Origin of the sequence: Hydrogenophaga taeniospiralis CCUG 15921 (assembly GCF_001592305.1) — a bacterium.
Lineage (GTDB): Bacteria > Pseudomonadota > Gammaproteobacteria > Burkholderiales > Burkholderiaceae_C > Hydrogenophaga > Hydrogenophaga taeniospiralis.
In genome coordinates this window covers 523,066-541,069 of the sequence record NZ_BCWR01000001.1, presented here as the reverse complement: position 1 = coordinate 541,069, position 18,004 = coordinate 523,066, and the positions used below count along the sequence as shown (strand labels likewise).

The following is an 18,004-nucleotide window of genomic DNA, read 5'->3' as shown; positions in this document are numbered from 1 at the left end:
ATGGGCTCACTGGTCGTTGTTGACAAGCTCACGGTCAGCGCTGGCGATGCCACGCTGGTCGACCAACTGAGCTTCACCATCCGTCCGGGCGAAGTGCTCGCGCTGATCGGCGAATCGGGTTCCGGAAAAACCACCACGGCACTCGCCCTCATGGGGCATGTGCGCCGCGGGTGCCAGATCAGCGGTGGTAGCGTGCGCATCGGTGACAAGGACGTGCTCTCGCTCGGCGCGCAACCACTGCGGGCGCTGCGCGGGAGGATGGTTTCCTACATCGCCCAAAGCGCTGCCGCTTCGTTCGACCCCTCGCGCAGCATCATGGATCAGGTGGTTGAGCCCACGCGCATCCACGGCACGATGTCGCGGGCGCAGGCGGAGAAGAAGGCCGTGCAGCTGTTCAAGGAGCTGGCCTTGCCCAATCCCGACACCATCGGCCAGCGCTACCCCCACCAGGTCTCGGGCGGTCAGCTGCAGCGCCTGATGGCGGCCATGGCGCTTATCACGGATCCCGAACTGGTGATCTTGGACGAGCCCACCACCGCACTGGACGTGACCACGCAGATCGAGGTGCTGCGCGCCTTCCGCCGTGTGGTGCGCGAGCGCCGCGCCACGGCGGTGTACGTGAGCCACGACCTGGCGGTGGTGGCGCAGATGGCGGACCACATCCTCGTGCTGCGCAATGGCCAAGCGCAGGAGATCAACACCACTGCGGGCATCCTGTCCCAACCCGCCCACGAGTACACGCGGAGTCTGCTGGCGGCGGCCCGCCCGGCCCCGCTCACCACCGAGGTGCGCAAGGGCGAGTTGCTGCTGGAAGTGAGCGAGCTCTCGGCCGGGTACGGCGCGCTCAATGCGCAAGGCAAGCCCCCGGTGCTGATTCTGGAAGACATCAACTTCAAGCTCCACAAGGGGCAGGCCATCGGGGTGATCGGTGAGTCCGGGTCCGGCAAGACCACGCTGGCCCGCGCCATCGCGGGTTTGATTGCTCCGTGCCACGGCAGCATCCTGTTCAAGGGGCGCCCGCTCCAGCCCGAGGTGCGCCAGCGCAGCAAGGAAGAGCTGCGGCAGATCCAGATCGTGTTCCAGATGGCGGACACGGCCTTGAACCCGTCCCAGAGCATCGAGCGCATCCTGGCGCGGCCCTTGCAGTTCTACAAGGGATTGAAGGGGCCGGCGCTGCACAAGCGCATCCACGAACTGCTGGATCTGGTGCGGCTGCCGCGCTCGGTCGCGCAGCGGCTGCCCGGCGGCCTGTCGGGCGGACAAAAGCAGCGCGTGAACCTGGCCCGTGCCCTGGCCGCCGAGCCCGAGCTGATCCTCTGTGACGAGGTGACCTCGGCCCTGGACACCGTGGTGGGTGCGGCGGTGCTGGAGCTGATGGCCGACCTGCGGCGCGAGCTGGGCGTGTCCTACCTCTTCATCAGCCACGACCTGCACACCGTGAAGTCGGTGTGCGACGAGATCATCGTCATGCAGCATGGCCGCAAGCTCGACCAGGTGGCGCGTGCCGACTTTGAACGCGGTCCGCACCACCCGTACTACGAGTTGCTGGCGGCGTCGGTGCCCGAGATGCGCCAGGGCTGGCTGGACGAACGCGATGCCGCCCTGCCTGCTGCTGCGCTGGCGACTTGAACCAAGGAGAAGCGTTTCATGAACCCGATTTTTCGGATCGCCGTTCTGGCCGGTGACGGCATCGGCAAGGAAGTGATGCCCGAAGGCCTGCGCGTGGTGCAGGCTGCCGCCCAGCGCTTCGGCTTCGAGCTTGAATGCCACACCTTTGAATGGGCCAGCTGCGACTACCACGCCGCCCACGGACAGATGATGCCGGACGACTGGAAGGCGCAGCTCTCGGGCATGGACGCGATCTACTTCGGCGCGGTCGGCTGGCCCGCCACCGTGCCGGACCACGTGTCGCTCTGGGGCTCGCTGCTCAAGTTCCGCCGCGAGTTCGACCAGTACATCAACCTGCGGCCGGTGCGCCTGTTTGAAGGCGTGCCCTGCCCACTGGCCGGCCGCAAGCCCGGTGACATCGACTACCTCGTGGTGCGCGAGAACACCGAGGGCGAATACACCTCGCTCGGCGGCATCATGTACGAAGGTACCGACCGCGAGGTCGTCATCCAGGAATCGGTCTACTCGCGCCACGGTGCCCACCGCCTCCTGAAGTTCGCCTTCGACCTGGCCCAAAGCCGCAGCAAGAAGCACGTGACCCTGGCGACCAAGAGCAACGGCATCGCCATCAGCATGCCGTGGTGGGACCAGCGCGCCGACGCCGTCGCCAAGGATTACCCCGAGGTCACGCTGGACAAGCAGCACATCGACATCCTCACCGCGCGCTTCGTGCTGCAACCGGGCCGCTTCGACGTGGTGGCCGCCACCAACCTGTTCGGCGACATCCTCTCCGATCTCGGCCCCGCCACCACCGGGACGATAGGCCTGGCCCCATCGGCCAACCTCAACCCCGAACGCGATTTTCCCAGCCTGTTCGAGCCGGTGCACGGCTCGGCGCCCGACATCTACGGCCAGAACATCGCCAACCCGATCGCCATGATCTGGTCGGGCGCACTGATGCTGGATTTCCTCACGCATGGCGAGGGTGCGGGCCGCGCGGCGCACGACGCCATCGTGGCCGCCATCGAGCAAGTCCTGAGGACGGGGCCGCGCACGCCCGACCTGGGCGGAACGGCCAACACCACGCAGGTCGGCGAGGCGATCGCGGCACTGGTCGCGGGGGCCTGATCCGGCGCCCTTCTTCCACTCTTCACTCACTCCATCACTGCCATGCCTTTGACCCTTCAACGTGCGGACCTGGTCCGCAGTGCCAACTTCATCGCCGGTCGGTGGTCTGCCACCGAGTCCACGCTGGACGTCACCGACCCCGCCACCGGCGAGCTGATCACCCGCGTGCCCGACTCGGGTGCGGCCGAAGCCGGTGCGGCTCTCGAAGCCGCCCACCGGGCCTTCGCCACCTGGAAGAAAGTGCCGGCCAAACAGCGGGCCGCGATCATCAAGCGCTGGAACGACCTGGTCATGGCGCACCAGGACGACCTGGGCAAGCTCATCTCGCGCGAGCAGGGCAAGCCGCTGGCCGAGGGCAAGGGCGAGGTCGCCTATGCCGCGAGCTACATCGAGTGGTTCGGCGAAGAGGCCACGCGGCTGAACGGCGAGGTCATTCCCGCGCACGTCAGTGGTCGCAAGGTGTTTGCGCTGAAAGAACCCATCGGCGTGGTGGCCGCCATCACGCCCTGGAACTTCCCGGCCGCGATGATCGCCCGCAAGATCGCGCCCGCACTCGCCGCCGGGTGCACCGTGGTGTGCAAGCCCGCCGAAGACACGCCGCTGACCTCGCTGGCCCTGGTGCATCTGGCCAACGAGGCCGGGGTGCCCCCGGGCGTGCTGAACATCGTCACCGCCTCGCGCGAGAGGACGCCGGAGGTGGTGGACGTGTGGCTGGACGACAGCCGCGTGCGCAAGATCACCTTCACCGGCTCCACGCTGGTGGGCAAGCACCTGGCCCGGCGCAGCGCGGACACGCTCAAGAAGCTGTCGCTGGAACTCGGTGGCAACGCGCCCTTCATCGTCTTCGACGACGCGGACCTGGACGCCGCGGTCGACGGCGTGATGGCGGCGAAGTTCCGCAACGGCGGTCAGACCTGCGTCAGCCCCAACCGGCTGTTCGTGCACCGCAAGGTGCAGGAAGCGTTCGCGCAGAAGCTCTGTGCGCGTGTCGAAGCGCTCAAGGTCGGGCCGGCCAGCGACCCCGCTTCGCAGATCGGCCCCATGATCAATGCGCGTGCGGTGGAAAAGATCGAGCGCCATGTGCAGGACGCCGTGTCGCGTGGGGCGAAGCTGCTCTCCGGTGGCGAGCGCCTCACGGCCCTCGGCCCCAATTACTACGCGCCCACGGTGCTTATGGGTGTGGACCCAAGCATGGCCTGTTCGTGTGAAGAAACCTTCGGACCGGTCGCGTCGATGGCGGTGTTCGATGACGAGGCGACCGTGGTGACCCAAGCCAACGACACACCCTTCGGCCTGGCCGCGTACTTCTACAGCCAGGACGTGCGGCGCATCTGGCGCGTGGCCGAGGCGCTGGAAACCGGCATCGTCGGCATCAACGAAGGCGCGCTCGCATCGGAGGCTGCGCCCTTCGGTGGCGTCAAGGAATCGGGCTACGGCCGCGAAGGTTCCACGCACGGGCTGGACGACTACACCCACGTGAAATACGTCTGCCAGGGGCAGCTGGACTGACGGTGGGGCTGATCGGCGTCGTGTGCCCTGAAGGCGCACCCGGCGTCACTGTTTGAACAGCTCGATGATCACCGCACGAACCCACAACAGGAAGGGATCGTGCTCGTGTCGCCGTCCCCAGTGCAGCGACACCGTGAAGTCCTGTTGCGGCAGGTCCGCGTCGAGCAGGTGAAACTCCTCGCGCGGTTCGAACTCCTGAGCGATCGCTTTCGGGATGATCACCGCCAGATCCGTTGAACGCACGATCGCGGGCAAGGCCAGAAAGCTCGATACCCGCAACCGGATGCGCTCTTCCAGCTGCAGCACGCTCAGGATGCGTTGCGTCTCGCTGTGGGAGCGCACCGTGACAAAGTCGAAGCGGCTCAGCGCGCGGGTGGAGAGCCCGCTCCTTCCCCGTCCACGGATCAGCGGGTGTCCCGCCTTGACCATCAGCGCATAGCGGTCCTTGAGCAGTTCGATCTTCTGCGTCCCCTGGGTCTGCGGCAGGAAGCCGATGGCCAGGTGCAGGTCGCCGTTGTGCAGGGCTTCGGCGATGTCCTTCTGCGGCCAGGGACTGGCCAGGACCTTGACACCCGGTGCCCGGGATTGCAGCGTCTGCACCAGCCGGGGCAGGAAACGCATCTCGCCGATGTCGGTGAGGTGAAGCTTGAGTTCGGCCCGGCTGGTCTGAGGGTGGAACGCGTCGGGCTCGCGCAGACCCTCGTCGAGCAGGGCCAGCCCTCCCTGCACCGAACGGGCCAGACGGTCCGCGCGCTCGGTGGGTTTCACGCCACCCGCCGTGCGCTCGAACAGCGGGTCCCGCAGTTCGATGCGAAGCCGGCTCAGCGCCTGGCTGCACGCGGGTTGGGACATGCCCAGACGCTCGGCGGCCTTGCTGATGCTGCGGGCCGCATAGATCGCGTCAAAGACACGGAGCAGGTTCAGGTCCATCGTCAAATTATAAGAATCAAGCATGTCACTTAGTAGGTCCATCTAATTGGCGAATTTTGGCTGGACATACACACTGCGGGCGTTTTCAACCGAGGAAGCCCATGAAGCGCCCAACATCTGCACAGACACGCCGTTCGGAACAGCGACCGACCGTGAGGGAGGCCGTGCACCAGTGGATGCGGGACGTCGGCATCGACACCGTGTTCGGCAACCCGGGCTCGACCGAGTTGCCGATGTTCCGCGACTTTCCCGAGGACTTCCGCTACATCCTGGGTCTGCAGGAGTCGGTGGTGGTGGGCATGGCCGACGGCTACGCGCAGGCCACTCGCAACGCCGCGCTGGTGAACCTGCATTCGGCGGCGGGGGTGGGGCATGCGATGGGCAACATCTTCACCGCCTTCAAGAACCAGACCCCACTCGTCGTCACGGCCGGCCAGCAGGCGCGCTCGATCCTTCCCTTCGACCCTTTCCTGTTCGCGGCGCAGGCGACCGAGCTGCCCAAGCCCTACGTCAAGTGGGCCTGCGAGCCGGCGCGCGCAGAGGACGTGCCGCTGGCGCTGGCCCGCGCCTATCACCTGGCCATGCAGCCGCCTTGCGGACCGGTGTTCGTGTCGATTCCGGCCGACGACTGGGACAAGCCCAGCGCCTGGGTGCCGCCCCGCACGGTGACACGCTCCATCGCGCCGGACCCCGTTGCCATTCGTGCCGTGGCCAAGGCCCTGGATAAGGCCAAACGCCCGGCCATCGTGGCGGGCACGGGTGTCGATCGCGATGGCGCGGTGAACCTGCTGGTGACCCTGGCCGAACAGCACCGTGCCGCGGTCTACACCGCACCCATGAGCGCACGCTGCGGTTTTCCCGAGAGGCACGACCTGTTCGGTGGTTTTCTGCCGGCCATGCGCGAGCGCATCGTGGCGACCCTGGCCGAGCACGACCTGGTGCTGGTGCTCGGGGCGCCCGCGTTCTCCTACCACGTGGAAGGGGAGGGGCCGCACGTGCCCGAGGGCACGGCGCTGTGGCAGATCGTGGACGACCCGCACACGGCGGCCTGGACACCGAGCGGCAACAGCGTGGTTGCCAGTCTGGATCTGGCCATTGCGGCCCTGATCGACGGCACCAAGACCGTCAAGCGGCGGGCTCCTCCCCGGCGCCAGCGGGCCAGCCCGGAAGAGGCCGGTCAGCCGATGAGTGTGGCCTACGTCCTGCAGGCGCTGGACCAGGCGCGGGGTGCCCATGATGTGGTGGTCGAAGAGGCGCCCGGCTCGCGCGGTGTGATGCAGCAGAACCTTCCCATGAACGGCGCGGACAGCTTCTACACCATGGCCAGCGGCGGGCTGGGGTTTGGCATGCCCGCGGCGGTCGGTGTTGCGCTGGGTCGCCAGAAGCAGCGGCTTAAAGGTCGCACCATCGCGCTCATGGGTGACGGTTCGAGCATGTATTCGATCCAGGCGCTGTACACCGCCTCGCAGCTGAACCTGCCCATCACCTTCATCATCCTGAACAACCGGCGCTATGCCGCCCTGCAGGACTTTGCGCCGGTGTTCGGTTACGCCAAGGGGGACAAGCCCGCGGGCACCGATCTGCCCCATCTCGACTTCGTGTCGCTGGCCAACGGACAGGGCGTACCGGCCAGTCGGGCCGAACGACCGGAGCAACTGAGAAAGAGCCTGGAGACCGCCCTGGCGGCCAAGGGGCCCTATCTCGTTGAACTGGTCGTCAGTTGATCACCGCCTCTTTCAACCAATCACCTTCCAGGAGACAAACATGACCACCATCAACATGCTCATCAACGGCGAAGCCGTGCAGGCGCAAAGCGGCGCAACCTTCACCCGCTCCAACCCGCTGGACGGCAAGGTCGCCACCACCGCACCCGCCGCGTCTGTGCAGGATGCGGTGATCGCCGTCGACGCCGCCGCTGCGGCTTTCCCGGCCTGGGCCGCCACCTCGCCCGGTGAACGCCGCGCCCTGCTGCTCAAGGCCGCCCACGCGCTGGAAGCCAAGGCGGCCGAGTTCACCGCCGCGATGGCCGCCGAGATCGGTGCTTCTGGTCTCTGGGCTGGCTTCAACGTGCACCTGGCCGCCGACATGCTGGTCGAGGCCGCATCGCTGACCACCCAGATCAACGGCCAGGTGATTCCCTCCAACGTGCCCGGTAGCCTGGCCATGGCCACGCGCCAGGCCGCTGGCGTGGTGCTCGGCATGGCGCCCTGGAACGCGCCGGTGATCCTGGGCGTGCGTGCCGTGGCCGTGCCGCTGGCCTGCGGCAACACCGTGGTGCTCAAGGGCAGCGAGCTGTGCCCGGCGACCCATGGCCTGATCATCCAGGCGCTGCAGGAAGCCGGCCTGCCCAAGGGCGTCGTCAACTTCGTGACCAACGCGCCGGCCGACGCGGCCGAGGTGGTGGAAGCCATGATCGCCCACCCGGCCGTGCGGCGCGTGAACTTCACCGGCTCGACCCACGTCGGCCGCATCATCGCCACCAAGTGTGCCACCCACCTCAAGGCGTCCGTGCTGGAGCTCGGCGGCAAGGCGCCCCTGCTGGTGCTCGACGACGCCGACCTGGATGCGGCCGTCAACGGTGCCGCCTTCGGCGCCTTCGCCAACTCGGGGCAGATCTGCATGTCCACCGAGCGCATCGTGGTCGACGCCAAGGTGGCCGATGCCTTCGTCAGCAAGCTGGCCGCCAAGGCCCAGTCGCTGCCGCTGGGTGACCCGCGCCAGGGGCCGGTGGTGCTGGGCTCGGTGGTCGACATGCGCACTGTCCATCGCGTCAACGAGCTGATCGACGACGCCCTGGCCAAGGGCGCCAAGCTGGTCTGCGGCGGCAAGGCCGAGAACACGCTGATGCCGGCCACGCTGCTGGACCACGTGACGCGCGACATGCGCATCTACAGCGAAGAGACCTTCGCGCCGGTCAAGGCCATCGTGCGGGTGGACGGTGAAGAGGCCGCCATTGCCTGCGCCAACGACAACGCCTTCGGGTTGTCTGCCGCGGTCTTCACCGCCGACACCGCGCGCGGCTGGCGCGTGGCCCAGCGCATCGAATCGGGCATCTGCCATGTGAATGGCCCGACCGTGCACGACGAGGCGCAGATGCCCTTTGGCGGCGTCAAGGCCAGCGGCTGGGGCCGCTTCGGTGGCCAAGCCGGCATCGAGGCCTTCACCGACCTGCGCTGGATCACGCTGCAGACCGCTCCGCGCCACTACCCGTTCTGAGCGCGCCATGAACGTCACCATCCTGGGCGCAGGGGCCATGGGCTCCCTGTTCGGCGGTCTGCTGGCCGCGCAGGGCCACACCGTGGAACTGCTGGACGTCAACGAACGGCACATCGGCGAAATCCAGCGTGCGGGCCTGACCCTCGATACAGACCAGGGCTCCCAGAACGTGCGGGTGAAGGCCTGCCGACCCGAGCAGGGGACAACCCCGCCAGACTGGCTGATCGTCTTCACCAAGACGCTGCACACGGACAGCGCCCTGCGCGCCGCGCAGCACCTGATCGGACCTCATACCTGTGTGCTCAGCCTGCAGAACGGGCTGGGCAATGTCGAGAAGCTGCAGGCCTTCGTGCCCCGTGAGCGGATTGCCATCGGGGTCACCACGGTGCCGGCCGACATGAAGGGCCCTGGTCATGTGCAGTCGCACGGCAATGGCTACAGCCGCTTCATGTCGGCGGACGGGCAGCGCAACCCCGCGCTGGTCCAGCTGGCGGCGGATTTCAACCAGGCTGGCCTGAGTTGCGAGCTGGACGACCAGGTGCTGGCCGCCATCTGGCGCAAGGTGGCCTTCAACGCGGCGCTCAACGGCATCTGCGCGGTCACCGGCAGCACGGTGGGCCAGCTCGGCCAGCACCCGGACACCCGGGCCCTGGTGCACCGGACCTCGCAGGAAGTCGTCGACGTGGCGCGGGCCGCGGGTGTTCTGGTGGATGCCAACGGCGTGCACCACGACCTCGACCACGCCATGGAACACCACGTGCACCACAAGCCCTCGATGCTGCAGGACCTGATGGCCAGGCGACCGACCGAGGTCGATGCCATCAACGGCCAGGTCCGCGCGCACGGCGAACGGCTCGGTGTTCCCACACCTTGCGTGTCCACCCTGCACACCCTGGTCAAACAAATCGAAGCCACGGCGTTCTGAGCCGTGGACCCCGCCAGTTCACCCACCTCGATCCAACCTGAAGGAGACAACATGAAAACCTCGACATTCACCCCCACGTCCATCGTGGCCGGCTTCTTCGCCGTGCTCGCTTCCACCGCCGCGCTGCCCGCTGCGGCCCAGCAGGTGACGCTGCGCGTCCACCACTTTCTTCCCGCCACGTCCAGTGCGCATGTGAAGCTCATCCAGCCTTGGTGCGACAAGGTCGCCAAGGAGTCCGGGGATCGCCTGAAGTGCCAGATTTTCCCGGCCATGCAACTGGGGGGAGCGCCCGGCCAGCTGTACGACCAGGTCAAGGATGGCGTGGTGGACGTTGTCTGGACGGTGCCCACCTATGCGGCGGGCCGCTTCACCAAGGCGGAGGTGTTCGAGCTGCCCTGGATGGCCAGCTCGGCCAAGGCCGGCAGCCAGGCGCTGTGGACCTATGTCGACAAGAACGCCCAGGACGAGTTCAAGGGCGTTCGCCGCATCTTCATGCACGTCCATGATGGCGCTCTCTTTCACTTCAAGGACAAGGCGCCCCAGAGCCTGGAGGACATGAAGAACCTGAAGATCCGGGCGGCTACACGATCCAATGCCCGAATGATTGCGGCACTGGGGGCGATCCCTGTCGCCATGCCGCTGCCGGCGGTGCCCGAAGCCTTGTCCAAGAACGTGGTCGATGGTGCAGCGGTGCCCTGGGAAGGTTCGCCAGCCATTCGGCTCGCCGAGCTCACCAAACATCACCTGGACGTGCCGGAAGGCTCGCCCCGCATCTCGAACACGATCTTCCTGTTCGGCATGAACGAGGCGAAGTACAACAGCCTTCCTGCAGACCTGAAGAAAGTGATCGACAGCAACAGCGGGGTGGCGACTTCTGCCTGGGCTGGCGAGGTCGGGTTTGATGCGGTGGTGGCCACCTACAAGAAGGCGGCAAAAGACGCCGGCGGGACGCTGGTGAACCTGAGCGCGGCGGAGTACCAGCGCTGGGTCAAGGCGACCGACTCGGTGGACGACGAGTGGGTCAAGGAAACCTCCGCCAAGGGTGCCGATGCCAAGAAACTGCTGGAGGAGGCGAGGGCGCTGGTCGGTCAGTACTCGAAGTAAGCGCCCGAGTTTCGAGCGGGGCCGGCGAGGTAAATGCGCCGGCCCCGTTTTTTATGTGGCCGCCACCCAGGACCGGGTGTTGTGCATCCCTTGCAACCAAAGATTGTTTTTTTCCAATGCTCAAAAACACAAGCCGTGCTGTTTGAGGCCTCATTACGAGACGTGAAATTTGTTCGCCGGTGCTTCAATGACCCGGCCCCGATGGATGTCCCAAAAGGGTGATCTGCGTGGTGGCCGATGGGCCACCTGCCGGTCCAAAAGCAACTATTTGAGGAACAAATGAAACTCTCCACAAGCATTCGATGCCTTCTCTCCATGGGGCTCTTGCTGGGCGGTGGCGCTGCCATGGCCCAGTCCAACGTCATGATCAGTGGCAGTCTTGACGTTGGCGTGTTCCGGGACAAGGCGTCGGTGACCCACCTCGGGACCATCAAACGCAGCCATATCCAGTTCGATGGCTCGGAAGACCTGGGCAACGGTCTGGCGGCAACGTTCAAGCTGCGTCAGCGCCTGGAGCTGGACACGGGCGCTCTTGAAGGTGCCGGGTCCAAGCCCGCGTGGCACGGCGAAACCACCGTCGGCCTCAAGGGCGGATTCGGCGCCGTGCGCCTGGGGCGCGCGGTGGATGCGATCCAGAGTCAGGACTGGGCCTTTGACGCATGGGACAACTTCAGCCGGGTGGCGTCGCCCGCCTGGGACCTGTGGCACTGGAACTACTCGGCAGACCCGGTGGGTGGCGGTTCTGGTCGTGTGGCCAATGCGGTCTTCTTTGACTCCGCCAAGTTTTCCAACCTTTCGCTGCACGTGAGCTTCTCGCCTGAGAAGCCGGAGGGTGCCGACGGGAGAACCCGCGCGGCTTCGCTGGTCTACAACGACGGGACCACCCGGGCCATGTTGGGCGCTGGAAAGAACAGCGCGGGTGCGAAGGAGACATCCATCGGTCTGCGCAGCCGCTTGGCTGGCGTGACGCTGATGGGCATGTACAACGTCAGCGAATCGGCCGCCGGGTCTAAAGCCAAGGTGACGACGCTGGGCGCGACGTATGCGCTGGGTGCCACGACCCTGAAGGCCGGCTGGGGCAGCGCCGATGTGGACGGCATCAAGAAGCAGCGCGTCGTGTCCGTTGGTGCGAACTACGCGCTGTCCAAGCGCACCGGTGTCTACGTCGACGTGGCGTCCAAGCGCTACGTCGCCGACGGCACCAAGCAGGTGTACGGCGTGGGCTTGACCCACTCGTTCTGAAGCACTCTCAGTGCGCAGCAGGACTGCGCTGACTTGAAAGCGGGTCCCGGGTTCGTGCGTGGTGCGCGGACCAGGGACCCCACACCAGACAGGTAGAACCATGCCCCTCTTGCCCAACGATGCCTCCCCGGTCGGGGACCTGCTGCCGGACCTGATCAGCTTGCGCCGGGATCTGCACGCCCACCCGGAGCTGGCCTACGAGGAGCGCCGCACGGCCGGCATCGTGGCCAGTGCCCTGCGCCTGCTGGGCCTGGAGGTGTGTGAGGGCGTGGGCGGCACGGGTGTTGTTGGGACCTTGCATTGCGGCGACAGCGCGGTAAGCGACCCGCAGGGGCAGCGCAGCCGCAGTGTCGGGCTTCGGGCCGACATGGACGCCTTGCCCCTGGTGGAGTTGGGACAACGGCCTTACACCAGCCGGCATGCGGGCAAACACCACGGATGCGGCCACGACGGCCACACCGCGATGCTCATTGGCGCGGCGCGTCAACTGGCCCGGACCCACAGGGCGCTGGGCCTGACCGGCTCGGTGCATTTCATCTTCCAGCCGGCCGAAGAGGGGCTGGCCGGTGCGGCCCGCATGATCGAAGAGGGGCTGTTCGAGCGCTTTCCCTGCGACAGCGTCTATGCCCTTCACAACTGGCCCGACCTGCCCTTGGGTCATGCGCAAACCCGGGCCGGCCCCATCATGGCGGCGGCCGACCGGTTCGACCTCACCGTGCGTGGCAAGGGGGGGCATGCCGCGCAGCCGCATCACACGCCGGACGCCCTGTTGGCGGCCAGTCAGCTGGTGGTGCAGCTCAACACCATCGTCTCCAGACGGATCGATCCGAACGAGTCGGCCGTTCTCTCCGTCACTCGCATGGAGGGCGGGCACAGCCACAACGTGCTGCCCGCAGAGGTGAAGATCACGGGTACCGTGCGCAGCTTTGACGCCGACACACAGGATCGCATCGAAGCGGCGCTGCGTGACACCGCTCAGGGCATCGCGCTGGCGAGCGGAACCACGGTCGCAGTGAACTACCAGCGCTATTACCCCGCCACCATCAACACCGCCGCCGAAGCCGCGCTGGCCCTCGACGCGGCCGAGGCCGTGGGCTTGCAGGCCCGGATGGCGCCACGCGCGGCGTTCACCTCGGAAGACTTCGCGTTCATGTTGCAGCGCAAGCCAGGCGCCTATCTTTGGTTGGGGCAGGGCGGGGGCGATTTCGGGTCCGAAGGGTCGTTCGCACTCCACCACCCTTGCTACGACTTCAACGACGAGGCGCTGCCTTTGGGCGTGCGTTGGTTCTGCGAGGTGGCTGCGCGTGCGCTGGCACGTCCTGCTGTGGTGTGAGCCGATCCCATCGTCCATTCATGACGCACCTGAACAGGGTGCATTGGTCAAGGCCCAGGGAGATACGGTGCAACACCAGTGCGCTCGGGCATTGAGGCCTCAGTCGTAGAGCCAGAGGCCTGCCACGCGCACGGCGGCGGCGCGGGATTCGCCGAGCGCCTGCACCACCGGCTGCCAGAGGCTGCCGTAGGGCGGCAGGGCGTCGTGCTCGAAGGCGGTGTGCGGCCAGTCGGAGCCCCAGACCAGGCGCTCACCCAGGGTCTCCGCCACACGCTGGATGTGGGTGTGCAGCGCCTCGTAAGGCGCGCTGGCCTGCAGCCGGTACCAGCCCGAAAGCTTGACCCACGCGCCCTGCGCCGCCAGGCGTTCCAAGGATGCCCAGGCGGGATCGGTGGCGCCGACGCCCGGGTGCAGCCCGGCCAGATGGTCGAGAACGGGAATCAGGCCACTGCCCTCGTGCAGGTCGGCAATGGCGGCCAGTTGGTCGGCCCGGGCGTACCACTGCACATGCCAGCCACGTGCCTTCAGCCGGGGAGCGAGGGCGCGAAAAGCACTGGGGCCGTTGCCCACGGGTGACACCAGGTTGAAGCGCACGCCGCGCACGCCCAACCGGTGCATGGTGTCGAGTTCGGCGTCGGTCACGGAGGTGTCCAACACCACCACCCCCCGGTGCAGGCCCGGCTCGCGGGCCAGCGCCCGCAGGATCAGGCCGTTGTCGGTGCCATAGACGCTGGGTTGCACCAGCACGAGATGGCCCACGCCCAGCGCCGTAGCGGTTTGCTCGATCTCGGGCAGGTCGCGCAGCGCGGGCTGGTAGTGCCCGGCCTGTGCAGGGTGCACGGGATCGAACACATGCACATGGCAGTCCCAGCCTCGCGGGACGGATGCAGGGATCGCATTCACTGGAGTACCTTCGCGCTGCGGTGCTGAGCGCCTTCAGGCGACCGTGCGGCACTCATCCGGTGGTGATGCCGCGCTCTTTGATCACCTTGGCCCACAGCGCCTGCTGCGCAGCGATGAACTTGCCCGCGCTCTGCTGGCTGGCGTCGGCAAACACGTCGCCGCCGAGCTGGCGGATGCGGCCGAGCACTTCGGCGTCTTCCAGCGCCTTGCGGATCGCCGCTACCAGCGTGGCCTTCACATCGGCGGCCATGCCAGCCGGCCCGAGGATCGGGTTCCACTCCAGCACCTCGTAACCGCTGACGCCGGCCTCGGCCATGGTCGGCACGTCGGGCAGGGAGCGGGCGCGCAGCGTGCTGGTGACGGCGAGCGGGCGCAGCTTGCCGGCCTTGATGTGACCGAGCGACGAGGCCACGTTGGCAAAGAACAGCGGCACCTGGCCGCCCATCACGTCGTTCATGGCGGGGCCGCCGCCGCGGTAGGCCACGTGGGTCAGCGTCACGCCGGTGCGCTGCTCGAACAGGGCGCCGGCCAGGTGCTGCGCTGAACCGTTGCCCGACGAGGCGTAGTCCAGTGGACGGGCCTTGGCCAGGCGGATCACGTCTTTCACGCTCTTCGCTTCAAAGCTGGGTGTGCACACCAGCACGTTGGGAAATGTGGCCAGCACGGCCAGGGGCGTGAAAGCGGTGGAGGCGTTGTAGGGCAGTTTGGGGAAAAGCGATGGCGTGACGGCAAACGATGAGGCGTCGAGCAGCAGCACACTGCCGTCGGCCGCGGCACGCGCCACGTGCCCGGCCGCCAGCTGGCCGCTGGCACCGGCCTTGTTTTCCACCACCACGGTCTGGCCGAGCGCGGCCTCCAGCCGGGGCGCGATGGTGCGGGCCATGAGGTCGGCGCCGCCGCCGGGTGGGTAGGAGACGACCAGCGTGATCGGCTTGCCGCCAGCGATCTTGCCTTGCGCGTGCGCGCCGATCCAGGGGGCGGCCAGGGTAGCGCCCGCAGCCGTGATGAGGGTGCGGCGCGAGAGCCGGGCGTCGATGGGAATGCAGATGTTGCTCATGGGGGCCCCTTCAGGTGATGGTGACGGTGTAGTGAAAGGCGTGGGCATCGCCGCGCGTGGTGCGCAGTTCGACGCAGCGCCCGGTGAGGTCGAAGGCCGAGCGCTGCACTTGCGCGCAGGGGTGGCCGGCGGGCAGGCCCAGGTGGCGGGCCTGTGTGGCGCTGAGCTGGGCAAAGCCGATGTCGTCCAGCGCGCGGTGCACGTGGACCTGCACGCGGCGCGCGAACATGGGGTAGAGCAAGTCATCCCAGGTGCTGAGGTCGTCGTCGGCCAGCGGCTCAAACAGGTCGAGCGGCAGCCAGAGTTCTTCCAACAGGCAGGGCTGGCCGCCCATGAGGCGCAGGCGGTGCAGGCGCAGAACCGGTTCCCCGGTGCCGATGCCCAGCGCCCGCGACACCGCGGCTGGCGCGCTCACAAGGCTGCGCTGCAGGATGCGCGAAAGCGGCACCTCGCCCGTGCCGCCGTCGAAGCGGAAGAAGCGCAGCATGGACGCGCCCGCCAGCCCCTGACGGACAAAAGTGCCCTTGCCGTGGATCCGCTCGATGAAGCCTTGCTCCACCAGCAGCTCCAGGGCGCGGCGCATGGTGCCCAGGGCCACGCTGTGCTCGCTGGCCAGCTGGCTTTCGGCCGGCAGGGCCGAGCCCGGTGGCCATTCCCCCGCCACCACACGGGCCCGCAGGGCCTGGGCGAGCGAGGCGTAGCGGCTGAGGCCGGGTTCGGCGGGTACGAGGCGAAGCGGTGGGTTCATGTTCTGTACTATAGTCCTCTATAGGACTAGATGAATAAGGGTGAACCCTATGGTGTCGCTGGGGCTCGTGCGTGCGGTGTTGCGGCACCGGGCGCGTCGGCCGCCGCCGTGGTGTGCCTAAGCCACGACCTCAATGCCGCGCTTTTGCACCAGGTGCAGCAGCTTGAGGGCGGTGCCCGTGGGCTTCTTTTGACCAATCTCCCACTTCTGCACGGTCGAGAGGCTGGTGTTCAACAGGCGTGCAAAGACAGCCTGGCTGACCCTTGTGGTTTCGCGGATCTGCTTGATCTGCTCGGGCTGCAGGGGTTCGACGGGCGGCAGGCACAGTTGATCGAAGTCGCGCAGCGTGACTTGATTCATCACGCTTGGAAATTAGCCCATGAGGCTGCTTCCATGGCCGACCAGCGCCGTTTCTCTCTGCTTCACTGCACGATCTCGTCCGCCGGCCCGCGGTGGGCATCGGGCTTCGCGGTCGCCGCGCTGCCGGCGGCGGCGCCCATCACCAGCATGACCGCCAGCCACTGCAGGCCGGTGAGCTGTTCGCCCAGCATCAGCAGGCCGAGCAGCGCGGCCACGGCGGGCTCCATGCTGGTCATCACGCCGAAGGCCGCCGGGGTCAGGCGTTTGAGCGCGACCATCTCCAGCGAGATTGGGATGGCGCTGGACACGGCCGCCACGCCCAGGCCGACGAGCAGGATCCCGGGTTGCAGCAGCGCGCTGCCGGCGTGCCAGATGCCGAAGGGCACCACCGTGATCGCGGCCATGGTCAGGCCCAGGGCCACCGAGTGGCCTGCGTGCAGGTGGCCGACTTTTTTGCCGAACAGGATGTAGGTCGCCCAGCAGACGGCGGCGCCGAGCGCAAAGCCCACGCCCACCGGGTCCAGCGAGCTGACGTCGTGCCCCAGCGGCAGCAGCAGGCCCAGGCCAGCCGCGGCCAGCGCGATCCAGAGGGTGTCGATGCGCTGGCGCGAGGTGAAGAAGGCTACTGCGAGCGGCCCGCTGAACTCGATGGCCACGGCCACGCCAAACGGAATGCTCTGCAGCGACTGGTAGAACATCAGGTTCATGCAACCCAGCGCCACGCCGTAGCGCAGCAGGCTCTTCGCGTCGGCCTTCGACAGCGGCCAGCGCCAGGGCCGCCAGATCAGCAGCAGCAACAGCGCGGAAAAGCCCACGCGCAGGGCCGTGGTGCCCAGCGAGCCGACCTGCGGGAACAGCTGTTTGGCGAAGGATGTGCCGATGCCCAGCGCGACGACCGAGCCGAACACGGCGAGCAGGGGCAGGGCTTGCGCCCAGCGGGAAGCGTTCATGGGATGTGCGGGTGCCGCGAAGCCATGGGCTGGCTGGGCGGTGCGGGGAGTGTGGTCAGACCAGCGGCACGGTGAGCTGGTCGATCACGGGGCGGGTGACGGGGCGCACGCCGCGCCACCACTCGAAGGCCTCGGCCGCCTGTTCCACCAGCATGCCCACGCCGTCGGCGATCTGCGTCACGCCCGCGGCCTGCGCCTGCCGCAGGAAGGGCGTGAGGCCCTTGCCGTAGACCAGTTCGTAGGCCAGCGCGCCGGGCGCGAACACGCCCGCGGGCAGCGGCAGCTCGGCCTGCGAGAGGCCGGTGGAGGTGGCATTGAGCACCACGTCGAACGATTCGCCGGCCAGGTCTTCGTAGCCGCCGGTCTGCAGCGCGGCGTGGCCGGCGAAGTCGGTCTTCAGGCCGTGGGCCTTGTCGGCGCTGCGGTTGGCAATGGCGATGAGCGCGGGCCGCTGCGCGGCGATGGGCACGATGGCGCCGCGCGTGGCGCCGCCCGCGCCGCAGATCAGCACGCGTTTGCCCGCCAGCGACACGCCCAGGTTGCGCTGGATGTCGTTCACCAGACCCAGGCCGTCGAAGTTCTGCGCATGGATGCGCTCGCCGTCGAACTTCAGCGCGTTGACCGCGCCGGCCAGGCGGGCGGACTCCATCGGGTCGGTGGCGATCTCGAAGGCCTGCAGCTTGAAGGGCAGGGTCACATTCATGCCGCGTCCGCCGCTGGCGCGAAAGGCTTCCACCGTGGCCCGGAAGCCGTCGAGCGGGGCTTCGATGGCGGTGTATGTGATGTCCTGGCCCGTGGCCTGGGCGAACAGGCCGTGGATCAGCGGCGACTTGCTGTGCGAAATGGGGTGGCCGATGACGGCGTAACGGTCGGTCATGGTGCTCGGGGGCGCGGTGGGTGGGAGGCGATTGTCGCGCAAGCCCATGCGTGGCGCTGGGGCTGGTCGGGCCGGGGACTGCGGGCACGGGCGGCTGTCGCTACCATCGCCGCA

The 18,004-nt window shown here is 67.6% G+C and carries 16 protein-coding genes; 9 read left to right on the top strand and 7 right to left on the bottom strand.

Annotated elements, in window-relative coordinates; genetic code table 11:
• From HTA01S_RS02465 to HTA01S_RS02455, 3 genes are read left to right on the top strand one after another with little or no spacing between them, the layout of a single operon-like run.
• Positions 1–1,629 carry an ABC transporter ATP-binding protein gene (locus HTA01S_RS02465; protein ID WP_068166958.1) on the top strand — a complete coding sequence of 543 codons (1,629 nt, stop codon included), beginning with the start codon at positions 1–3 and terminating at the stop codon, positions 1,627–1,629.
• 18 nt (positions 1,630–1,647) lie between these two features.
• Positions 1,648–2,736: a tartrate dehydrogenase gene (locus HTA01S_RS02460; protein WP_068166957.1), complete on the top strand. Its 1,089-nt coding sequence runs from the start codon at positions 1,648–1,650 to the stop codon at positions 2,734–2,736.
• Positions 2,737–2,778: 42 nt separating this feature from the next.
• Positions 2,779–4,245: an NAD-dependent succinate-semialdehyde dehydrogenase gene (locus tag HTA01S_RS02455; RefSeq protein WP_068166956.1), complete on the top strand. Its 1,467-nt coding sequence runs from the start codon at positions 2,779–2,781 to the stop codon at positions 4,243–4,245.
• A gap of 45 nt (positions 4,246–4,290) precedes the next feature.
• Here the strand turns inward: HTA01S_RS02455 and HTA01S_RS02450 are convergent, their stop codons facing one another.
• Complete coding sequence (locus tag HTA01S_RS02450; protein WP_068166955.1) at positions 4,291–5,175, bottom strand: LysR family transcriptional regulator; 885 nt, start codon at positions 5,173–5,175, stop codon at positions 4,291–4,293.
• Positions 5,176–5,276: 101 nt separating this feature from the next.
• Between HTA01S_RS02450 and mdlC the strand changes: the two genes are divergently transcribed.
• The 6 genes from mdlC to HTA01S_RS02420 all read left to right on the top strand — a co-directional run bounded on the left by mdlC (position 5,277) and on the right by HTA01S_RS02420 (position 12,995).
• A complete protein-coding gene (mdlC, locus tag HTA01S_RS02445) occupies positions 5,277–6,899 on the top strand; it encodes a benzoylformate decarboxylase (protein ID WP_068166954.1) in 1,623 nt (540 codons plus the stop codon).
• 40 nt (positions 6,900–6,939) lie between these two features.
• Positions 6,940–8,391, top strand: coding sequence for an aldehyde dehydrogenase (locus HTA01S_RS02440; RefSeq protein WP_068166953.1), 1,452 nt, complete (start codon positions 6,940–6,942; stop codon positions 8,389–8,391).
• A gap of 7 nt (positions 8,392–8,398) precedes the next feature.
• Complete coding sequence (locus HTA01S_RS02435; RefSeq protein ID WP_068166952.1) at positions 8,399–9,316, top strand: ketopantoate reductase family protein; 918 nt, start codon at positions 8,399–8,401, stop codon at positions 9,314–9,316.
• A 51-nt stretch (positions 9,317–9,367) separates the two neighbouring features.
• The gene (locus HTA01S_RS02430; protein ID WP_068166951.1) at positions 9,368–10,420 is read left to right on the top strand and encodes a TRAP transporter substrate-binding protein; all 1,053 of its coding nucleotides are present in this window, start codon (positions 9,368–9,370) and stop codon (positions 10,418–10,420) included.
• Positions 10,421–10,699: 279 nt separating this feature from the next.
• Positions 10,700–11,662, top strand: coding sequence for a porin (locus tag HTA01S_RS02425; protein ID WP_169804736.1), 963 nt, complete (start codon positions 10,700–10,702; stop codon positions 11,660–11,662).
• 100 nt (positions 11,663–11,762) lie between these two features.
• Entirely contained in the window at positions 11,763–12,995 is a 1,233-nt protein-coding gene (locus HTA01S_RS02420) for an amidohydrolase (RefSeq protein WP_068166949.1), read from the top strand.
• 99 nt (positions 12,996–13,094) lie between these two features.
• Here HTA01S_RS02420 and HTA01S_RS02415 read toward each other — a convergent pair whose 3' ends face one another.
• From HTA01S_RS02415 to aroE, 6 genes are all read right to left on the bottom strand, one after another.
• Positions 13,095–13,898, bottom strand: coding sequence for an amidohydrolase family protein (locus HTA01S_RS02415; protein WP_068166948.1), 804 nt, complete (start codon positions 13,896–13,898; stop codon positions 13,095–13,097).
• A gap of 52 nt (positions 13,899–13,950) precedes the next feature.
• The gene (locus HTA01S_RS02410) at positions 13,951–14,955 is read right to left on the bottom strand and encodes a tripartite tricarboxylate transporter substrate binding protein (RefSeq protein WP_068166947.1); all 1,005 of its coding nucleotides are present in this window, start codon (positions 14,953–14,955) and stop codon (positions 13,951–13,953) included.
• 10 nt (positions 14,956–14,965) lie between these two features.
• Entirely contained in the window at positions 14,966–15,703 is a 738-nt protein-coding gene (locus HTA01S_RS02405) for a GntR family transcriptional regulator (protein ID WP_068166946.1), read from the bottom strand.
• Between the two features lie 117 nt (positions 15,704–15,820).
• Positions 15,821–16,063, bottom strand: a complete 243-nt coding sequence (locus tag HTA01S_RS02400) for a helix-turn-helix domain-containing protein (protein ID WP_084235778.1) — start codon at positions 16,061–16,063, stop codon at positions 15,821–15,823.
• 62 nt (positions 16,064–16,125) lie between these two features.
• On the bottom strand, positions 16,126–17,013 hold the full coding sequence (locus tag HTA01S_RS02395; protein WP_068166945.1) for an EamA family transporter: 888 nt from the start codon (positions 17,011–17,013) through the stop codon (positions 16,126–16,128).
• 55 nt (positions 17,014–17,068) lie between these two features.
• Positions 17,069–17,890 carry a shikimate dehydrogenase gene (gene aroE / locus HTA01S_RS02390; RefSeq protein ID WP_068167128.1) on the bottom strand — a complete coding sequence of 274 codons (822 nt, stop codon included), beginning with the start codon at positions 17,888–17,890 and terminating at the stop codon, positions 17,069–17,071.
• Positions 17,891–18,004 lie beyond the last annotated feature (114 nt).